Consider the following 15,245-nt stretch of genomic DNA (forward strand, 5'->3'; position numbering starts at 1 on the left):
TTTGTGGAAAGGAGTAATGTAATAATGGAATATTTAGTGCAAAAAATCGGGATGAGTCGCATCGTGGGGGCTAGTAGTGTACCTGTAACTTTGCTTAAAGTCTTAGATAGCAAGGTTTGTGAGATTAAAGAAGGGCAGTTATTGGTGGCTTATGCCCTGCACAAAAAACACAACAAAGCTATCGCCGGCCAGCAGAAAAAATACCAGTTAAGCCAAGAATTTAACCGCTTTGCTACCTTAAAAGGGCATGCGGAGGCGCTGGGGGATTTGAGTGTAGAACCTTTAGAGGGAGTGCAATATATCAAAGCTACCTTTTATACTAAGGGGCGCGGGTTTAGTGGGGCGATGAAGCGCTGGAATTTCCAAGGCGGACCAGCAGCCCACGGAAGCCGTTTCCACCGCCGTTTAGGCTCAATTGGAAATAGAGAGTGGCCCGGACGGGTACAGAAAGGTAAAAAGATGGCAGGGCACTATGGCAATGAAAAAGTAACCTGCCACAACCAAGTACTTTCCTTTGATAAAGAAAATAAAATTCTAGTCCTCAAGGGATCGACGGCTGGCTATGCAGGCGCTTATGGCCGTATCAGTATCCAGAAAGGAAAATCATGAAAGCAAGAGTCTTAGATCAGCAAGGGCAGACAACAGAGACGCTAGAACTGCCTGCTAGGTTTGAGCAGATCAACGCGCATAATTTATATTTATTTGTCAAGTACTACCGCGCACTAGCACGGGCAAACACCGCTAAAAGCAAAAATCGCGGTGAAGTCAGTGGCGGGGGGCGCAAACCTTGGAGTCAAAAGGGAGGCGGACGCGCTAGAGCAGGCAGTATCACCTCACCCGTATTTGTAGGCGGGGGTGTATCCCATGGGGCTACTAATGAGCGCAACTACCACCTTAAAATCAATAAAAAGCAGAAAAAATTAGCCCTAGAGTATGCTTTGGGCCAAAAGGCTTTAGCAGATAAATTAATCATAATGGAGAATATCCAAATCCCTAGTAAAAAAACAAAAGATGCCCACGCTTTTTTGAAAAATCTAGGTTTTAGAGATGTGTTGTTAGTCCAACATGCTTTAGATGAAAATTTGATTCTAGCTTTTAGAAATCTGCCTAATTGCTTTTTAGTAGAATCAAGCGAGGTGAATGGGTATTTAGTTGCAGCCTTTAGCGCTGTTATCATGGAAAGGTCCGCATTTGAGGCTCTGATCTTGGTTAAAGAAGGAGAATAAATGGCAGACATCACCGATATAAAAGCAATCCTTTATACGGAAAAATCCCTATCTATGCAAGAAAGCGGGAGGATTGTGATTCAAACTTCTCTTGGTGTGAGTAAAAACCAACTCAAGGCAATTTTTAAAGATTACTTTGGTTTTGTGCCTCTTAAGATCAATTCTTTGTCTCAAGGGGGTAAAACCAAGCGGTTTAAAGGCAGGGCAGGGCAACGCAGTAGCTATAAAAAATTTTATGTAACCCTCCCCAAAGATGCCAATATTGCGGCTTTAAGCGCTTAAGGAGACATTATGGCTATTAAAACTTACAAACCCTACACCCCCAGCCGTCGCTCTATGAGCACGCTAAGCTCAATAGACATCAGTACAAAACCTAGTGTAAGAAAACTTTTAATTAAACTCCCGGTACACGCCGGGCGCAACCACCAAGGTCGAATCACTAGCCGCCACAAAGAGGGCGGGGCTAAACGGCTTTATCGTATCATTGATTTTAAACGCAATAAGTTTGGCATTGAGGGCAAAGTTGCTAGCATTGAGTACGATCCTTACCGCAACGCCCGCATCGCTCTTATTCTCTATCCAGATGGAGATAAGCGCTACATTTTACAACCCAGCGGTCTTAAAATAGGCGATAAAATCATTGCTGCAGAGGGTGGATTAGACATTAAACCGGGCTTTGCCATGAAGCTTAGGAGTATCCCTATTGGCACGATTGTACACAATATAGAAATGCATCCGGGTGCTGGTGGGCAACTAGCTAGAAGTGCAGGAATGAGTGCACAAATCATGGGTAAAGAGGGCAAGTACACGACTTTACGCATGCCAAGTGGCGAAATGCGCTATATTTTAAGCGAGTGCATGGCCACCATTGGGGTGGTGGGTAATGAGGATTTTATTAATACCACCATTGGCAAGGCAGGGCGCAACCGCTATAAACGAGTCAGACCTCAAACTAGGGGTAGCGCGATGAACCCAGTTGATCACCCCCATGGGGGCGGGGAGGGTAAAACCGGATCTAGCGGGCATCCGGTTTCGCCTTGGGGATTACCCACAAAGGGTTATAAAACTAGGCATAAAAAAGCAAGCGATCGCTTGATCATTTCACGCAAGAAAGGCAAGTAGATGGGAAGGTCAATTAAAAAAGGTCCCTTTATTGATAAACATCTCATGGATAAAACCCTCAAACACAAAGCTAAAAAAGACAATAGACCCATTAAAACTTGGTCGCGGCGCAGTACGATTTTGCCTGAGATGATAGGTTTAACTTATAGCGTGCACAATGGGCGGATTTTTATCCCTGTCTACATTACTGAAAACCATGTTGGCTATAAATTAGGAGAATTTGCCCCCACCCGCACTTTCAAGGGGCATAAGGGCACAGTCCAAAAGAAGATAGGTAAATAACGATGGCATACCATATAAAGGAATATCAATGAGCGTGGCACTCCTTAAATACACCAGACTCTCCCCCACAAAGGCGCGCTTGCTAGCTAGGCAAGTACAAGGCATGAATGCAGAAGTGGCGATTGCTAGATTAGAATTTACCCCCAACAAAGCCGCAAGAATTCTTTCGCGCGTGATTAGCGCAGCTGTTTATAATGGCCAACATGACTCTAAAGAGGTAGAAGTACTTAGTTGCCGCGTAGATGCAGGGCCTGTTCTTAAACGGCACATGCCAAGAGCCAGAGGCCGCGCCTCTTCTATTAGAAAACCCACCACACATATCCGGGTAGAAGTAGGCAAAGAAGGGAGCAAGTAATGGGACAAAAGGTTAATCCTATTGGCTTGAGACTGGGCATTAATCGCAACTGGACTTCGCGCTGGTTTCCTAGTGCTGGCGTGGCGGTGGCTAATATTGAAGAAGATTATCGTATCCGTAAGTTTCTCAAAAAAGAGCTTTACTATGCAGGGGTGAGTGAGATTCTCATTGAAAGGGCGGCTAAAAAGTTGCGTATCACTGTAGTAGCCGCACGCCCCGGGCTTATCATTGGTAAAAAGGGTGTGGATATTGAAAAAGTTAAAGCCTCTTTGAAAGATTTAATCCGCAAAGAAGTCGCGCTTAATATTAAAGAGGTTAAACGGCCTCAAGCTGATGCCCAACTTGCCGCAGAAAATGTAGCGACCCAACTAGAAAAACGGGTGGCTTTTAGGCGGGCGATGAAAAAAGTCATGCAAACTGCGATGAAAGCAGGCGCAAGAGGGATTAAGGTACGGGTTTCAGGCCGTTTAGCAGGCGCTGAAATTGCCCGTACAGAATGGTATATGGAGGGGCGCGTACCCTTGCACACGCTGCGGGCTAAAATTGATTATGGCTTTGCAGAAGCTTTTACGGTTTATGGAAACATTGGGGTAAAGGTATGGCTCTTTAAAGGCGAGGTGTTGCATAAGGGGATTGTATCTGAAAGACGCGAAGAGAGTGAAGAAAAACGCGCTAGAAAAGGGAGAGAATAGCCATGTTAATGCCTAAAAAAACCAAATACCGCAAGCAGATGAAGGGGCGCAACCGTGGCAAGTCTGGTCGCGGTGCTAGTTTAGCCTTTGGTGATATTGGGATTAAAGCCATTGAGCATGGGCGTATTGATTCGCGCCAAATAGAGGCAGCGCGGGTGGCGATGACACGGCACACCAAAAGAGCGGGAAAGGTGTGGATTCGCGTATTTCCAGACAAGCCCCTAACCGCCAAACCTTTAGAAACACGGATGGGGAAAGGGAAGGGTTCTGTAGAAAAATGGGTGATGAATATCAAACCCGGGCGCATCATTTATGAAATGCTAGGGATTGAGCAGGAGGTAGCGCGTGAGGCTTTGGCTTTAGCGCAAAGAAAGTTGCCTTTTAAAACCAAGATTGTAACTAGAGAGAGTGAGAATGAAATTTATTGAGCTAAAAGACAAGAGCCAAGCGGAGCTACAAACTTTGTTGAAGGATAAGAAATTAGAACTTTTTGAGTTGCGCGTGAAGCTAAAAACCATGCAGTTAACTAATCCTAGCCAAATCCGTACCTTGCGTAAAGACATCGCTCGCATCGCAACGGCTATTAGCGCTTTAAAAAAGGATAAACATGGAGTCTAAACAAGCGCATAAACGAGTCATTCAGGGTAGAGTACTGCACAGAATTGATGCCCGTACTGTGGTGATCTTGGTGGAGAGAAAAGTGGTGCACCAAAAGTACCATAAGATTGTGAAGCGCTTTAAGAAATACAGTATAGATGATTATCAAAAAAGCGCAGAGGTGGGTGATGTGGTGAGTGCAATAGAGTGTAAACCTATTTCTAAAACCAAGACTTTTGCGCTTAAAGAAATTGTGAGCAAGGGAGAGTAGAGATGATTCAGAGTTTCACAAGGTTAGTGGTGGCGGATAATAGCGGGGGGAAGGAAATCATGTGTATTAAGGTTTTAGGGGGAAGCCATCGCCGTTATGCTAGTGTAGGAGATGTGATTGTGGCCTCTGTGAAAAAGGCTATCCCTAATGGCAAGGTGAAAAAAGGGCAGGTTGTTAAGGCGGTTGTGGTGCGCACTAAAAAAGAAGTGCAAAGACCTAATGGCTCACTAATTCGTTTTGATGATAACGCTGCCGTGATTTTAGATGCCAAACGCGATCCTATCGGTACCCGCATTTTTGGCCCCGTAAGCCGTGAAGTCCGCTACGCTAATTTTATGAAGATCATTTCTTTAGCCCCGGAGGTACTCTAATGCGGATTAAAAAAGAGGATATGGTGAGGGTAATTGCAGGAGATGATAAGGGCAAGGTGGGCAAGGTTTTAGCTGTCTTTCCTAAAAAATCTATGGTTATTGTGGAAGGGTGTAAATTAGCAAAAAAAAGCATTAAACCAACAGATGAAAACCCTAAGGGCGGGCATGTTTTTAAGGAGATGCCCATGCATATTTCTAATGTCAAAAAAGAAGAGGAGTAGGGTATGTATGGTTTGAAAAGCTTTTATGAGAAGGAAGTGAAGACACAGCTAGCAGCCGATTTAAATATTAAAAACCCGATGTTGCTCCCTAAGCTTGAAAAAGTGGTACTCAGTGTGGGGGCGGGCAGTTATGCTAAAGATATGAAAATTATGCAAAATATCGCCCAAACTCTTTCACTTATTGCCGGCCAAAAGGCGGTGATCACCACAGCTAAAAAGTCAGTGGCAGGTTTTAAGATTCGTGAGAAAATGGCGGTGGGAGTAAAGGTTACTTTGCGCAATAAAATCATGTATAACTTCTTAGAAAAACTCATTGTAATTGCCTTGCCCAGAGTAAAGGACTTTAGAGGGGTTTCTAAAAATGGTTTTGATGGGCGAGGCAATTATAGCTTTGGGCTAAATGAGCAGTTGATTTTCCCGGAGGTGGTCTATGATGATATTTTGGTTACACACGGGCTTAACATCGCCATCATCACTTCTACAAACAGCGACAAGGAGGCATTTAAGTTGTTAGAACTACTCGGAATGCCATTTGCGAAAGGACGCTAATGGCTAAAAAATCAATCATTGCAAAGGCGCACCGCAAACCCAAGTTTAAAGTCAGGGCCTACACCCGTTGTAATATCTGTGGCCGTGCCCACTCGGTTTATAGAGATTTTGGGCTATGCCGTGTGTGTTTGCGCAAAATGGGCAATGAGGGGCTAATCCCGGGCCTTAGAAAAGCAAGTTGGTAAGGGAGTTGTATGGTAAATGATATTGTGGCAGATTCTTTAACCCGTATCCGTAATGCAAGCATGCGCAGATTGGAAGTAACCGAGCTGTATTATGCCAAAATCGTGGAATCTATTTTAGAAATTTTTAAGGTGCGGGGTTTTATTAGTAACTACCGCGTTGTTGAAAAAGACGGGAAACCCTTTATTTCTGTGGAGTTAAGCTATGATGAAAAGGGTAGACCAGTGATTAATGAGATCAAGCGGTTAAGCAAGCCGGGTCGACGGGTGTATAGACAATCTCGCGAACTTAAGCGGTTTAAAAATGGCTATGGCGTGGTGGTGGTGAGCACAAATAAGGGTGTGATCACTAATGAGGAAGCCTACAGACAAAATGTGGGCGGCGAAGTACTTTGTAGTATCTGGTAGGAGTTGGCATGTCAAGAATTGGTAAAAAGATCATTGCTATCCCTAGTGGGGTACAGGTGAGTTTAGCAGGATCGTGCCTGCATTTTAAAAACCAAAAGAGCAGCGAAGAATTAGAAACCCATGGGCGGGTTAAAATTCTTTTAGAGGGCAATACTCTACGCTTTGAGCCAGTAGGAGAGAGTGCACAAGATCGCGCCTTTTGGGGAACTTATGGGGCTTTGGCAAATAATATTGTTATGGGTCTACATAAGGGTTTTAGCAAGGTTTTAGAGGTAAATGGAGTGGGTTATAAAGTGGCTTTAGGGCATAAAGTTTTAGAACTCAATTTGGGTTTTAGCCACCCGATTAAATACCCCATTCCAGAGGGTGTAGAAATTGTTGTGGATAAAAATACCATTACCATTAAAGGAAGTAACAAGCAACAAATTGGCCAAATTGCGGCTAATATCCGCGCTTTTCGCCCCCCTGAACCTTACAAGGGTAAGGGCATTAAATACCAAAACGAAGTGATAGTCCGCAAAGCCGGCAAAACCGCGAAAAAATAGGGGATAATAATGACAAAGAATGTTTTAGAAAAGAAAAAAGCCCAAAGACTCAAACGCAAAAAGCGCGTCCGCTCTAAGGTGTTTGGTACACAAGAACGCCCCCGTGTGAGTATTTTTAAATCTAATAAACATCTGTATGCGCAGGCTATAGATGATAACGAGCAAATCACACTTGCCCATATAGATGGTAAAAAGCTAGGGCTTGGAAAAAGTGTAGAGGATAGTAAAAAAATCGCGCAAGATTTTGCGATCCAGCTTAAAGAAAAAGGCATTGAAAAGGTGGTTTTTGATCGCAATGGGTATTTGTATCACGGCGTGGTGGCAGCCTTTGCAGAGACTTTGCGCGAACAAAACATCGCCCTTTAAGGATAGGCATGCAAATTAATAGAGAAGAATTTCAAGAAGTGGTGGTTAACATTGGGCGGGTTACTAAGGTTGTTAAAGGCGGGCGTCGTTTTCGCTTTAACGCGCTGGTGGTTGTGGGCAATAAAAACGGCCTTGTAGGCTTTGGGCTTGGCAAGGCTAGGGAAGTCCCTGATGCGATTAAAAAGGCTATTGATGATGCCTTTAAAAACATTATAGAGGTTAAAATTAAGGGTACAACTATCGCGCATGATATAGAACAAAAATACAATGCGAGTAAAATTTTGCTTAAACCGGCTAGTGAGGGTACAGGCATTATTGCCGGGGGCTCTACCCGCCCTATGATAGAATTAGCCGGTATTAAAGATATTTTAACCAAGTCTTTAGGGTCTAATAACCCCTACAATGTGGTACGCGCAACTTTTGAAGCGCTTTCTAAAATTAAGGGTTAGGAGGTTGCATGGCATTAGAAAATTTACAACCCGCAAGGGGCAGTGTATCTAGCATTAAAAGAGTGGGCAGAGGGCAGGGTTCTGGAATGGGCAAAACCTCCACTAGAGGCGGAAAAGGCCAGAGTGCGCGCACAGGCTATAAACACAAACGAGGCTTTGAAGGCGGACAACAACCTTTACAGCGCCGTTTGCCTAAGGTGGGTTTTACAAGCCACACTAAAAACTTTAGCTATAGCATTAATGTAGATAAATACCCACAGATTTTTAAGCTTGAGACTCTTAGTTTAGAACTTATCCGCAAAATCCACCCCTTTTCTAGCGCGATTAAAAAGGTAAAACTCATTGGGACAAAGGCTAGAGAACTCAGCGCTAGAATCCAAGATGAAAGAATTAGCACTAGCGGACAAGAATAATGACAAAAGCCATTGCCACTAAGATTTTTATCACTCTGGGCTATTTATTCCTCTATAGAATGCTAGCCTATGTGCCCATTCCGGGAGTGGATTTGGCAGCCATTAAATCTTTCTTTGATCACAACTCTAGCAACGCTCTAGGTCTGTTTAACATGTTTAGCGGAAACGCGGTTTCGCGCTTGAGTATTATTTCACTAGGGATCATGCCCTACATCACCTCCTCTATTATTATGGAGCTTTTGAGCGCGACTTTTCCTAATCTAGCCAAGATGAAAAAAGAGCGCGATGGAATGCAAAAATACATGCAAATTGTGCGCTACGCCACCATAGGCATTACCATTATTCAGGCTATTAGTGTCTCTTTTGGGTTGCGCTCTATTGGGCATGGGAGCAATGGGGCGATCATGATTTCTATGCAAACTTTCTTGCTTATCTCCACCTTTTCCATGCTTACAGGAACCATGCTTTTAATGTGGATTGGCGAGCAAATCACCCAAAGGGGCGTGGGTAATGGAATTAGTTTGATCATCTTTGCAGGCATTGTTTCTGGCATTCCAAGCGCTATTGCAGGCACTTTTAATTTAGTCAACACAGGCGTGATCAATGTTTTAGTGTTGCTTGGTATCTTTGCTATCATTTTAGCTACGATTTTTTCTATCATTTATGTAGAGCTTGCCGAGCGGCGCATTCCTATTTCTTATGCCCGTAAAGTAGTGATGCAAAATAGAAACAAACGCATCATGAACTACATTCCTATCAAGCTTAATTTAAGCGGGGTAATTCCTCCTATTTTTGCCTCCGCCTTGCTGGTTTTTCCCTCTACAATCTTGCAAGCCTCTTCTAATAAAATTTTACAGGCCATCGCAGATTTTCTTAACCCGCATGGCTATATTTACAATGTCTTGATGTTTTTACTCATTATCTTTTTTGCCTATTTTTATTCCTCCATTGTCTTTAATTCTAAGGATATTGCAGACAATCTCAAGCGTAACGGGGGTTTTATTGCCGGGTTAAGACCGGGTGAGGGAACGGCTAATTTTTTAAACACTGTAGCGAGTCGTTTGACTTTGTGGGGGTCTTTATATTTAGCTATCATCTCTACTTTGCCTTGGATTTTAGTTAAGGCAATGGGTGTACCCTTTTACTTTGGCGGCACGGCTGTACTTATCGTGGTACAAGTGGCGATTGATACCATGAAAAAAATTGAGGCACAGATTTACATGAGCAAGTACAAAACCTTAAGCGCTATAGGCTTTTAATGGCCATTGCTATTAGAAACCGCAAGGAAATCGCGCTTTTAAAAAAGGTTGGAGAAGTAGTAGGGCAGACTCTAAATTTATTAGCCCAAAAAATCCACGCGGGCATGTCTCTTTTAGAATTAGACGCTCTAGCTGAAGAACACATCTATAAAATGGGCGCAATTCCTGCTTTTAAGGGGCTTTATGGCTTTCCTAACACGGTTTGTATTTCTGTTAATGAGGTGATTATCCACGGTATCCCAACGGATTATTGTTTGCAAGAGGGCGATATTGTGGGTTTAGATTTAGGCGCGCAGATACAAGGCTATTTTGGCGATGCAGCTATCACGCTTGCTATAGGTGAACCTAGCGCTATGGATACAAAACTCATTGCCTGTGCTAAAGAGAGTTTATATGAGGCGATTGCAAATTTAAGGGTAGGAATGCACTTTAAAGAGGTGAGTCAGATTTTAGAAAGCGCAATTAGAAAGCGGGGCTTTGTACCTTTATTTGATTTTTGCGGGCATGGGATAGGCAAAAAGCCCCATGAAGAACCCCAAATCCCTAATTATTTATCCCCGGGGATCAAGGCTAAGGCGGGGCCTAAAATTAAAGAAGGAATGGTTTTTTGTTTAGAGCCTATGGTGTGCCAAAAAGAGGGCAAGCCTAAAATTTTAGCCGATCATTGGAGCGTGGTTTCTGTAGATGGGCTTAAAACTAGCCATTATGAGCACACGATTGCAATGATCAATCAAAAAGCGCAGATTTTAACGGAGGTTTGAGTGGCAAAAGATGATGTGATTGAGGTAGATGGAAAGGTGATTGAAACCTTGCCTAATGCGACTTTTAAGGTAGAACTAGATAATAAGCATGTGGTGCTCTGCCGGATTTCTGGCAAAATGCGCATGCATTATATCCGTATTGCCTTAGGTGATAAGGTGCGTTTAGAGCTCACACCTTATAGCCTAGATAAGGGGCGAATCACTTTCCGTTACAAGTGATTTAAGTGTTTTATAACTAATATTTTTTTACAATTAGAGCTTTTTCACAAGGAGTTATTGAATGAAAGTAAGACCTTCTGTTAAAAAGATGTGTGATAAATGCAAGATCATTAAAAGGCGCGGGGTGATTCGCGTGATTTGCAGCACACCCAAACACAAACAAAGACAAGGATAGGCATGGCGAGGATAGCAGGGGTGGATTTACCCAAGAAAAAACGCATTGAGTACGCATTAACTTATATTTATGGCGTGGGTTTAAAAAGTTCGCGAGATATTCTAGCTAAGGTTAAAATTTCTCCAGACAAGCGGGTACATGACTTGAGTGAAGATGATATTTCTAGCATTACGAAAGAAATCCAGGCTAATTATGTTGTAGAGGGGGATTTGCGCAAAAAAGTACAAATGGATATTAAAGCCTTGATGGATTTGGGCAATTACCGGGGAATTCGCCACCGCAAGGGTTTACCTGTGCGCGGGCAAACCACAAAAAATAACGCCCGTACCCGCAAAGGTAAGAAAAAAACCGTGGGCAGTAAATAAGGGAGTATAAATGGCAAAACGAGTGGGTGTCAAAAAAAAGGTTGTCAAAAAAAATATCGCTAGGGGAGTGGTCTACATCGCCGCTTCTTTTAACAACACTAATATTACGGTAACAGATGAAATGGGCAATGTGATTTGCTGGTCTACAGCGGGTGGGCTAGGCTTTAAGGGTTCTAAAAAATCTACACCCTACGCAGCCCAACAAGCTGTAGAAAATGCGATGATGAAAGCAAAAGATCATGGCATTAAAGAGGTGGGCATTAAAGTACAAGGCCCTGGAAGTGGGCGAGAAACGGCGATTAAAAGTGTGGGGAGCATTGAGGGCATTAAGGTTTTATGGATTAAAGACATCACGCCTTTGCCTCACAATGGTTGTCGCCCCCCTAAACGAAGAAGAGTATAAGGAGAGAGAATGGCAAGGTATCGATCTGCGGTTGAAAAATTAGAACGCCGTTTTGGGGTTTCTCTGGCTTTAAAGGGCGAACGCCGTTTGAGTGGTAAAAGCGCGCTAGATAAACGATCCTATGGACCGGGTCAACATGGACAAAGGCGCGGGAAAATCTCTGATTATGGCTTGCAACTGCGCGAAAAACAAAAAGCAAAGGCGATGTATGGGATTTCTGAAAAACAATTTAGATCGATCTTTAAAGAGGCAAGCCGCATGGAGGGCAATACTGGGGAAAATTTAATCTGTCTACTTGAGCGTAGATTAGATAATGTGATCTATCGCATGGGTTTTGCTAGTACGCGAAGTTTTGCCCGCCAACTAGTTACACATGGGCATATTCTAGTAGATGGCAAACGCTTAGATATTCCCTCAGCCTTTATTAAGCATGGGCAAAAGATCGAATTGATTGAAAAAAGCAAGGAAAACCCCCAAATTGCGCGTTCTATAGAACTTAGCAAGCAAACAGGAATGGTGGCGTGGATTGATGTGGATCAGGATAAGAGATTTGGGATTTTTACCCGTTATCCTCAAAGAGAGGAAGTGATAATCCCCATTGAAGAGCGCCTGATTGTAGAATTATATTCTAAGTAGGGGGGAGATTATGAAGGTGATTAAAACAGCGCCCCATGTCCCTACTGATATCCGTGTGGAGAGACTGGGCGATAGGAGTATCCGCGTCTCTGTTTCTGCCTTTGAAAGTGGCTATGCTATCACTCTAGCCCATCCTTTACGCCGTTTGTTACTACAAAGTTCGGTGGGTTTTGCTCCCATTGCGATTAAAATAGAGGGTGTTGCGCATGAATTTGACTCTGTGCGGGGCATGGCCGAAGATGTAGCGCTTTTTATTGCTAATCTTAAAAATATCCGTCTAGTGGCTAAAAATTTAGAGAATGCAGAAGATCAGTTGGTGGTGCATTATTCTTTCAATGGTCCAGCTAAGCTAAGTGGTAAGGATTTAGCAACAGAGGAAGTAGAAGTGGTGGATACAGAAACTTATCTAGCAACTATTAATGAAGATGGGCAATTAGGGTTTTCTTTGATCATACAAAAAGGCATGGGTTATGTGCCCTCTGAGAGCATACGCGGGTTTATTTCTAGCGATTATATTCCCCTAGATGCTTGCTTTACCCCTATTAAAAAAGCGATCTATCATATTGAAAATATCCTAGTAGATGGCAACCCTAATTTTGAAAAGGTGATCTTTGAGATTGAAAGCGATGGGCAGGTTGATCCTAAACAAGCCTTTCAAGAAGCCATTAAAACCATGCATGCCCAAATGCATATTTTTAGTACAAATCTAAGCGATTCTAAAAATGCCTACCACTTAGAGAATAACCTTGAAATTAAAGAGTTAATTAAAAAAGTTGAGGATTTGGATCTGAGTGCGCGTTGTTTTAATTGCCTAGATAAGGTGGGGATTAAATACATTGGCGAATTAGTACTCATGGATGTTTACGAACTTAAAGGGATTAAAAATTTGGGCAAAAAGTCCTATGATGAGATCGCTGAAAAATTAGAGCAACTCAAATACCCCGTAGGTCAAGAACTCCCCGAAGGGTTTAAAACTTCTTTAAAAGCCCGTATTGATAAATTAAAAAGCGAGGAAAGTTAATGCGTCATCAAAATAGATTTAGAAAACTAGGCCGAAGCTCAGCCCATAGAAAGGCTTTACTTAAAAATTTGGCGATCTCTTTAATTGAGCATGGCCAGATTGAAACAGGGATTTATAAAGCTAAAGAGTTGCGATCTTTTATTGAAAAACTTGTGAGTACTGCTCGCAAAGGGGATTTTAACGCCCACCGCTTTGTTTTTGCCTCCCTCCAGCACAAAAAAGCCACCCACAAACTAGTCAGCGAGGTAGCGCCTAAATATAGCGATCGCAAGGGGGGCTATACCCGTATCCATAGAAGTGCTATCCGCAGAGGCGATGCTTGCACTTTGGCTAAAATTGCCTTTGTGTAATGGAATTTTTGGGCTTTCTAGCCACTTTGGGAGTGGTAGGGATTTTATACTTCAAACCCACCTTAGAAAAGCTCGCCTTTAGGGTTTTTATCTTTATCTGGCTAGTTGAACTTGTGATGTTTATAGCCCACACCTCTACTATTTTGCCCAATATGAATTTATAATTTGTGGTTTTTCTCGTGTGCAAGTAACCACGCCTTAATATCCACCCCGCCCCCATAACCCCCTAGACTTCCGTTTTGGTACACCACGCGGTGGCAGGGGACAAAAAGAGGGCATGGGTTTTTGTAATTAGCTTGACCCACAGCACGGCAAGCCTTAGGATTTTTTAAAATCTTAGCTATTTCTTGATAACTGGTTGTTTCTGCATAAGGGATTTGTTCTAAAGCTTGCCACACTCGCTTTTGAAAAGAAGTACCTTTAAGTACTAGTGGGATATTAAAGCGCTTAAGAGAGCCTGCAAAATAACCCTTTAAAGCCTGTATAATGGCGCGCATTTGATCATCTAGTTGATCACTCTTTAAACATAGCTTTGTAAATTCTAAACTATAAAGCCCCTCTGTATTGGTACAAAGCCGTAAGTAAGGCATAGGAAAACTTGGCGGGGTTTTAAAAAAGTAGACACTCATAGCCCCATCTTAAAGGGGTTTAAAATATTATTAGGATCAAAAGCCTGTTTGATACTTCTAAAAAGCCCCATTTCCTCAGGGCTAAAGGCTAGGGGCATAAATTTAGCCTTAGAAAGCCCGATCCCATGCTCCCCGCTTAAAGTTCCCTCTAAAGCCACCGCACACTTAAAAATCTCCTCCATCGCCCTTTGCCCTTTTTCTAGTTGCTCCTCTGGATTTTCTAGCATGATATTAACATGTACATTGCCATCGCCAGTATGCCCAAAACAAGGAATAGGCAAGTTATAAGCCTGACTAATACGCCCCACCTCCTCTAATAAAGCGGGCAAACTTGCACGGGGCACGGTTACATCTTCGTTAAGTTTTTTACGCCCATAAACGGTGATACTTTGTGAGGCGTTGCGGCGTGCAAACCATAAATCCTCCTCTTGTGTGGCATTTTGTGCGATTTTAAAATCCGTACAACCATTGGCTTTAAAATGTTTTTCTATTTCTTTAAGTTGCCAAGCAATTTGCTCGGCCACACTGCCATCTACTTGGGTGATAAGAATCGCGCCTGCTTCTATAGGCAAGCCCTTTTTAAAACGCTCCTCCACAGCTCTAATGCTTAAATTATCTAAAAATTCCATAGCCACAGGTACCACCCCGCTAGCCATCGTTTTATACACCGCCTCCATCGCCTCTTTTATACTAGAAAAAACCCCCATCGCCGATTGTTTGAGTTTAGGTTTGGCTAGAAGTTTAAGTGTGATCTCACTAATGACCGCCAAACACCCCTCGCTAGCTATTAAAATCCCGGCCACATTAAAACCTGCTACATCTTTAATAGTCTTTTTGCCCGCACGAATAATTTGCCCATTAGCCAACACCGCCCGCAAGGCTAGGACATAATCTTTTGTGATCCCATATTTAGCCGCGCGCATTCCCCCCGCATTTTCACTCACATTACCCCCTAGTGTGCTTTGATCTTGACTAGCTGGATCGGGTGGATAAAAAAGCCCGTATTTTTCTACCTCGTTTTGAAAATGCTTATTAATTACTCCGGGTTGGACTCTGGCTATCAAATTTTTTTGATCAATTTCTAAAATTCTATCCATGTGTTTTTCTACACTTAGCACTAGCCCACCGCGTACACTTAAAGACCCCCCGGTAAATCCGCTCCCCGCTCCTCTTGGCACAACAATAATTTTATGTTGGTTGCAATAGGCTAGAATCTGGCTAATATCTTGCTCATCTCTTGGAAAGATCACCCCATCGGGTAGATAATGTTCTCTAGTGGCATCGTAGGCATAAGCGCTTAAGTGGGCTTTATCGGTGAAAAAATTATCCGCCCCCACAAGATCACTCAAATATTTGGCATGGCTTTCTTCTAACAAGT

Annotated in this window: 31 protein-coding genes; 29 read left to right on the forward strand and 2 right to left on the reverse strand. The window is 43.0% G+C overall.

Features of this window, described 5'->3' with window-relative positions; translation table 11 throughout:
- Positions 1–24: 24 nt before the first annotated feature.
- The 29 genes from rplC to G6Q00_RS05835 all read left to right on the forward strand — a co-directional run bounded on the left by rplC (position 25) and on the right by G6Q00_RS05835 (position 13,402).
- Complete coding sequence (gene rplC / locus G6Q00_RS05695; RefSeq protein WP_163532384.1) at positions 25–609, forward strand: 50S ribosomal protein L3; 585 nt, start codon at positions 25–27, stop codon at positions 607–609.
- Positions 603–1,226: a 50S ribosomal protein L4 gene (gene rplD / locus G6Q00_RS05700; RefSeq protein ID WP_430750793.1), complete on the forward strand. Its 624-nt coding sequence runs from the start codon at positions 603–605 to the stop codon at positions 1,224–1,226. Before rplC ends, rplD begins: the two co-directional genes overlap by 7 nt.
- Positions 1,227–1,508, forward strand: coding sequence for a 50S ribosomal protein L23 (locus tag G6Q00_RS05705; protein WP_163499407.1), 282 nt, complete (start codon positions 1,227–1,229; stop codon positions 1,506–1,508).
- A 9-nt stretch (positions 1,509–1,517) separates the two neighbouring features.
- Complete coding sequence (rplB, locus tag G6Q00_RS05710) at positions 1,518–2,348, forward strand: 50S ribosomal protein L2 (RefSeq protein WP_163532386.1); 831 nt, start codon at positions 1,518–1,520, stop codon at positions 2,346–2,348.
- Positions 2,349–2,630, forward strand: a complete 282-nt coding sequence (rpsS, locus tag G6Q00_RS05715) for a 30S ribosomal protein S19 (RefSeq protein WP_006564215.1) — start codon at positions 2,349–2,351, stop codon at positions 2,628–2,630. It abuts the gene before it with no gap.
- A 28-nt stretch (positions 2,631–2,658) separates the two neighbouring features.
- A complete protein-coding gene (gene rplV / locus G6Q00_RS05720; RefSeq protein WP_163532387.1) occupies positions 2,659–2,985 on the forward strand; it encodes a 50S ribosomal protein L22 in 327 nt (108 codons plus the stop codon).
- Positions 2,985–3,677, forward strand: a complete 693-nt coding sequence (gene rpsC, locus G6Q00_RS05725; RefSeq protein ID WP_163499410.1) for a 30S ribosomal protein S3 — start codon at positions 2,985–2,987, stop codon at positions 3,675–3,677. Before rplV ends, rpsC begins: the two co-directional genes overlap by 1 nt.
- Positions 3,678–3,679: 2 nt before the next feature.
- Entirely contained in the window at positions 3,680–4,105 is a 426-nt protein-coding gene (rplP, locus tag G6Q00_RS05730; protein WP_163532388.1) for a 50S ribosomal protein L16, read from the forward strand.
- Positions 4,092–4,295, forward strand: a complete 204-nt coding sequence (rpmC, locus tag G6Q00_RS05735; RefSeq protein ID WP_163499412.1) for a 50S ribosomal protein L29 — start codon at positions 4,092–4,094, stop codon at positions 4,293–4,295. Before rplP ends, rpmC begins: the two co-directional genes overlap by 14 nt.
- Positions 4,285–4,545 (forward strand): 30S ribosomal protein S17, encoded by a 261-nt coding sequence (gene rpsQ / locus G6Q00_RS05740; protein ID WP_163499413.1) that lies wholly within the window; start codon positions 4,285–4,287, stop codon positions 4,543–4,545. Before rpmC ends, rpsQ begins: the two co-directional genes overlap by 11 nt.
- A gap of 2 nt (positions 4,546–4,547) precedes the next feature.
- On the forward strand, positions 4,548–4,916 hold the full coding sequence (gene rplN / locus G6Q00_RS05745; RefSeq protein WP_006564210.1) for a 50S ribosomal protein L14: 369 nt from the start codon (positions 4,548–4,550) through the stop codon (positions 4,914–4,916).
- Positions 4,916–5,137: a 50S ribosomal protein L24 gene (gene rplX, locus G6Q00_RS05750; protein WP_163532389.1), complete on the forward strand. Its 222-nt coding sequence runs from the start codon at positions 4,916–4,918 to the stop codon at positions 5,135–5,137. Before rplN ends, rplX begins: the two co-directional genes overlap by 1 nt.
- A 3-nt stretch (positions 5,138–5,140) precedes the next feature.
- On the forward strand, positions 5,141–5,686 hold the full coding sequence (gene rplE, locus G6Q00_RS05755; protein WP_163499415.1) for a 50S ribosomal protein L5: 546 nt from the start codon (positions 5,141–5,143) through the stop codon (positions 5,684–5,686).
- The gene (locus tag G6Q00_RS05760; RefSeq protein WP_034376675.1) at positions 5,686–5,871 is read left to right on the forward strand and encodes a type Z 30S ribosomal protein S14; all 186 of its coding nucleotides are present in this window, start codon (positions 5,686–5,688) and stop codon (positions 5,869–5,871) included. The genes rplE and G6Q00_RS05760 overlap by 1 nt, the downstream gene beginning before the upstream one ends.
- A gap of 9 nt (positions 5,872–5,880) precedes the next feature.
- A complete protein-coding gene (rpsH, locus tag G6Q00_RS05765) occupies positions 5,881–6,276 on the forward strand; it encodes a 30S ribosomal protein S8 (protein ID WP_163499416.1) in 396 nt (131 codons plus the stop codon).
- Positions 6,277–6,284: 8 nt separating this feature from the next.
- Positions 6,285–6,821 carry a 50S ribosomal protein L6 gene (gene rplF, locus G6Q00_RS05770; RefSeq protein WP_163532390.1) on the forward strand — a complete coding sequence of 179 codons (537 nt, stop codon included), beginning with the start codon at positions 6,285–6,287 and terminating at the stop codon, positions 6,819–6,821.
- A gap of 9 nt (positions 6,822–6,830) precedes the next feature.
- Positions 6,831–7,187, forward strand: coding sequence for a 50S ribosomal protein L18 (gene rplR, locus G6Q00_RS05775; RefSeq protein ID WP_163532391.1), 357 nt, complete (start codon positions 6,831–6,833; stop codon positions 7,185–7,187).
- A gap of 8 nt (positions 7,188–7,195) precedes the next feature.
- Entirely contained in the window at positions 7,196–7,636 is a 441-nt protein-coding gene (gene rpsE / locus G6Q00_RS05780) for a 30S ribosomal protein S5 (RefSeq protein WP_163499419.1), read from the forward strand.
- 8 nt (positions 7,637–7,644) lie between these two features.
- Positions 7,645–8,049 carry a 50S ribosomal protein L15 gene (gene rplO, locus G6Q00_RS05785; protein ID WP_163532392.1) on the forward strand — a complete coding sequence of 135 codons (405 nt, stop codon included), beginning with the start codon at positions 7,645–7,647 and terminating at the stop codon, positions 8,047–8,049.
- The gene (gene secY, locus G6Q00_RS05790; protein WP_163499421.1) at positions 8,049–9,308 is read left to right on the forward strand and encodes a preprotein translocase subunit SecY; all 1,260 of its coding nucleotides are present in this window, start codon (positions 8,049–8,051) and stop codon (positions 9,306–9,308) included. The genes rplO and secY overlap by 1 nt, the downstream gene beginning before the upstream one ends.
- Positions 9,308–10,069: a type I methionyl aminopeptidase gene (gene map / locus G6Q00_RS05795; RefSeq protein ID WP_163532393.1), complete on the forward strand. Its 762-nt coding sequence runs from the start codon at positions 9,308–9,310 to the stop codon at positions 10,067–10,069. The genes secY and map overlap by 1 nt, the downstream gene beginning before the upstream one ends.
- Positions 10,070–10,288, forward strand: a complete 219-nt coding sequence (gene infA / locus G6Q00_RS05800; RefSeq protein WP_006564199.1) for a translation initiation factor IF-1 — start codon at positions 10,070–10,072, stop codon at positions 10,286–10,288.
- 61 nt (positions 10,289–10,349) lie between these two features.
- The gene (rpmJ, locus tag G6Q00_RS05805; protein ID WP_006564198.1) at positions 10,350–10,463 is read left to right on the forward strand and encodes a 50S ribosomal protein L36; all 114 of its coding nucleotides are present in this window, start codon (positions 10,350–10,352) and stop codon (positions 10,461–10,463) included.
- Positions 10,464–10,465: 2 nt separating this feature from the next.
- Complete coding sequence (gene rpsM / locus G6Q00_RS05810) at positions 10,466–10,828, forward strand: 30S ribosomal protein S13 (protein ID WP_163499423.1); 363 nt, start codon at positions 10,466–10,468, stop codon at positions 10,826–10,828.
- Between the two features lie 10 nt (positions 10,829–10,838).
- Entirely contained in the window at positions 10,839–11,231 is a 393-nt protein-coding gene (gene rpsK / locus G6Q00_RS05815; RefSeq protein WP_163499424.1) for a 30S ribosomal protein S11, read from the forward strand.
- Between the two features lie 9 nt (positions 11,232–11,240).
- On the forward strand, positions 11,241–11,867 hold the full coding sequence (gene rpsD / locus G6Q00_RS05820; RefSeq protein WP_163499425.1) for a 30S ribosomal protein S4: 627 nt from the start codon (positions 11,241–11,243) through the stop codon (positions 11,865–11,867).
- Between the two features lie 10 nt (positions 11,868–11,877).
- Positions 11,878–12,888 (forward strand): DNA-directed RNA polymerase subunit alpha, encoded by a 1,011-nt coding sequence (locus G6Q00_RS05825; RefSeq protein ID WP_163499426.1) that lies wholly within the window; start codon positions 11,878–11,880, stop codon positions 12,886–12,888.
- Positions 12,888–13,238, forward strand: coding sequence for a 50S ribosomal protein L17 (gene rplQ / locus G6Q00_RS05830; RefSeq protein WP_163499427.1), 351 nt, complete (start codon positions 12,888–12,890; stop codon positions 13,236–13,238). The genes G6Q00_RS05825 and rplQ overlap by 1 nt, the downstream gene beginning before the upstream one ends.
- 8 nt (positions 13,239–13,246) lie before the next feature.
- Complete coding sequence (locus tag G6Q00_RS05835; RefSeq protein ID WP_163532365.1) at positions 13,247–13,402, forward strand: hypothetical protein; 156 nt, start codon at positions 13,247–13,249, stop codon at positions 13,400–13,402.
- On the opposite strand, the gene G6Q00_RS05840 is transcribed toward G6Q00_RS05835, so the two are convergent.
- Entirely contained in the window at positions 13,397–13,867 is a 471-nt protein-coding gene (locus G6Q00_RS05840) for a methylated-DNA--[protein]-cysteine S-methyltransferase (protein ID WP_163532394.1), read from the reverse strand. The genes G6Q00_RS05835 and G6Q00_RS05840 overlap by 6 nt on opposite strands.
- A complete protein-coding gene (glcD, locus tag G6Q00_RS05845) occupies positions 13,864–15,243 on the reverse strand; it encodes a glycolate oxidase subunit GlcD (protein ID WP_163532395.1) in 1,380 nt (459 codons plus the stop codon). Before glcD ends, G6Q00_RS05840 begins: the two co-directional genes overlap by 4 nt.
- Between the last annotated feature and the right edge of the window lie 2 nt (positions 15,244–15,245).

This window comes from Helicobacter suis (genome assembly GCF_902196125.1).
GTDB classification, from domain to species: domain Bacteria; phylum Campylobacterota; class Campylobacteria; order Campylobacterales; family Helicobacteraceae; genus Helicobacter; species Helicobacter suis_B.

Bases quoted from the DNA above. Each gene is read 5' to 3' on its own strand.
- rplN (WP_006564210.1), top strand. From the start codon at position 4,548: ATGATTCAGAGTTTCACAAGGTTAGTGGTGGCGGATAATAGCGGGGGG.
- G6Q00_RS05840 (WP_163532394.1), bottom strand. From the start codon at position 13,867: ATGAGTGTCTACTTTTTTAAAACCCCGCCAAGTTTTCCTATGCCTTAC.
- rpsC (WP_163499410.1), top strand. From the start codon at position 2,985: ATGGGACAAAAGGTTAATCCTATTGGCTTGAGACTGGGCATTAATCGC.
- rpmJ (WP_006564198.1), top strand. From the start codon at position 10,350: ATGAAAGTAAGACCTTCTGTTAAAAAGATGTGTGATAAATGCAAGATC.
- rplF (WP_163532390.1), top strand. From the start codon at position 6,285: ATGTCAAGAATTGGTAAAAAGATCATTGCTATCCCTAGTGGGGTACAG.
- rplP (WP_163532388.1), top strand. From the start codon at position 3,680: ATGTTAATGCCTAAAAAAACCAAATACCGCAAGCAGATGAAGGGGCGC.
- rplR (WP_163532391.1), top strand. From the start codon at position 6,831: ATGACAAAGAATGTTTTAGAAAAGAAAAAAGCCCAAAGACTCAAACGC.
- map (WP_163532393.1), top strand. From the start codon at position 9,308: ATGGCCATTGCTATTAGAAACCGCAAGGAAATCGCGCTTTTAAAAAAG.
- rpsM (WP_163499423.1), top strand. From the start codon at position 10,466: ATGGCGAGGATAGCAGGGGTGGATTTACCCAAGAAAAAACGCATTGAG.
- rplE (WP_163499415.1), top strand. From the start codon at position 5,141: ATGTATGGTTTGAAAAGCTTTTATGAGAAGGAAGTGAAGACACAGCTA.
- rplX (WP_163532389.1), top strand. From the start codon at position 4,916: ATGCGGATTAAAAAAGAGGATATGGTGAGGGTAATTGCAGGAGATGAT.
- G6Q00_RS05825 (WP_163499426.1), top strand. From the start codon at position 11,878: ATGAAGGTGATTAAAACAGCGCCCCATGTCCCTACTGATATCCGTGTG.
- rplC (WP_163532384.1), top strand. From the start codon at position 25: ATGGAATATTTAGTGCAAAAAATCGGGATGAGTCGCATCGTGGGGGCT.
- rplO (WP_163532392.1), top strand. From the start codon at position 7,645: ATGGCATTAGAAAATTTACAACCCGCAAGGGGCAGTGTATCTAGCATT.
- rplB (WP_163532386.1), top strand. From the start codon at position 1,518: ATGGCTATTAAAACTTACAAACCCTACACCCCCAGCCGTCGCTCTATG.
- G6Q00_RS05760 (WP_034376675.1), top strand. From the start codon at position 5,686: ATGGCTAAAAAATCAATCATTGCAAAGGCGCACCGCAAACCCAAGTTT.
- rpmC (WP_163499412.1), top strand. From the start codon at position 4,092: ATGAAATTTATTGAGCTAAAAGACAAGAGCCAAGCGGAGCTACAAACT.
- secY (WP_163499421.1), top strand. From the start codon at position 8,049: ATGACAAAAGCCATTGCCACTAAGATTTTTATCACTCTGGGCTATTTA.
- rplV (WP_163532387.1), top strand. From the start codon at position 2,659: ATGAGCGTGGCACTCCTTAAATACACCAGACTCTCCCCCACAAAGGCG.
- rpsH (WP_163499416.1), top strand. From the start codon at position 5,881: ATGGTAAATGATATTGTGGCAGATTCTTTAACCCGTATCCGTAATGCA.
- rpsS (WP_006564215.1), top strand. From the start codon at position 2,349: ATGGGAAGGTCAATTAAAAAAGGTCCCTTTATTGATAAACATCTCATG.
- rpsQ (WP_163499413.1), top strand. From the start codon at position 4,285: ATGGAGTCTAAACAAGCGCATAAACGAGTCATTCAGGGTAGAGTACTG.
- rpsK (WP_163499424.1), top strand. From the start codon at position 10,839: ATGGCAAAACGAGTGGGTGTCAAAAAAAAGGTTGTCAAAAAAAATATC.
- rpsE (WP_163499419.1), top strand. From the start codon at position 7,196: ATGCAAATTAATAGAGAAGAATTTCAAGAAGTGGTGGTTAACATTGGG.
- G6Q00_RS05705 (WP_163499407.1), top strand. From the start codon at position 1,227: ATGGCAGACATCACCGATATAAAAGCAATCCTTTATACGGAAAAATCC.
- rpsD (WP_163499425.1), top strand. From the start codon at position 11,241: ATGGCAAGGTATCGATCTGCGGTTGAAAAATTAGAACGCCGTTTTGGG.
- rplQ (WP_163499427.1), top strand. From the start codon at position 12,888: ATGCGTCATCAAAATAGATTTAGAAAACTAGGCCGAAGCTCAGCCCAT.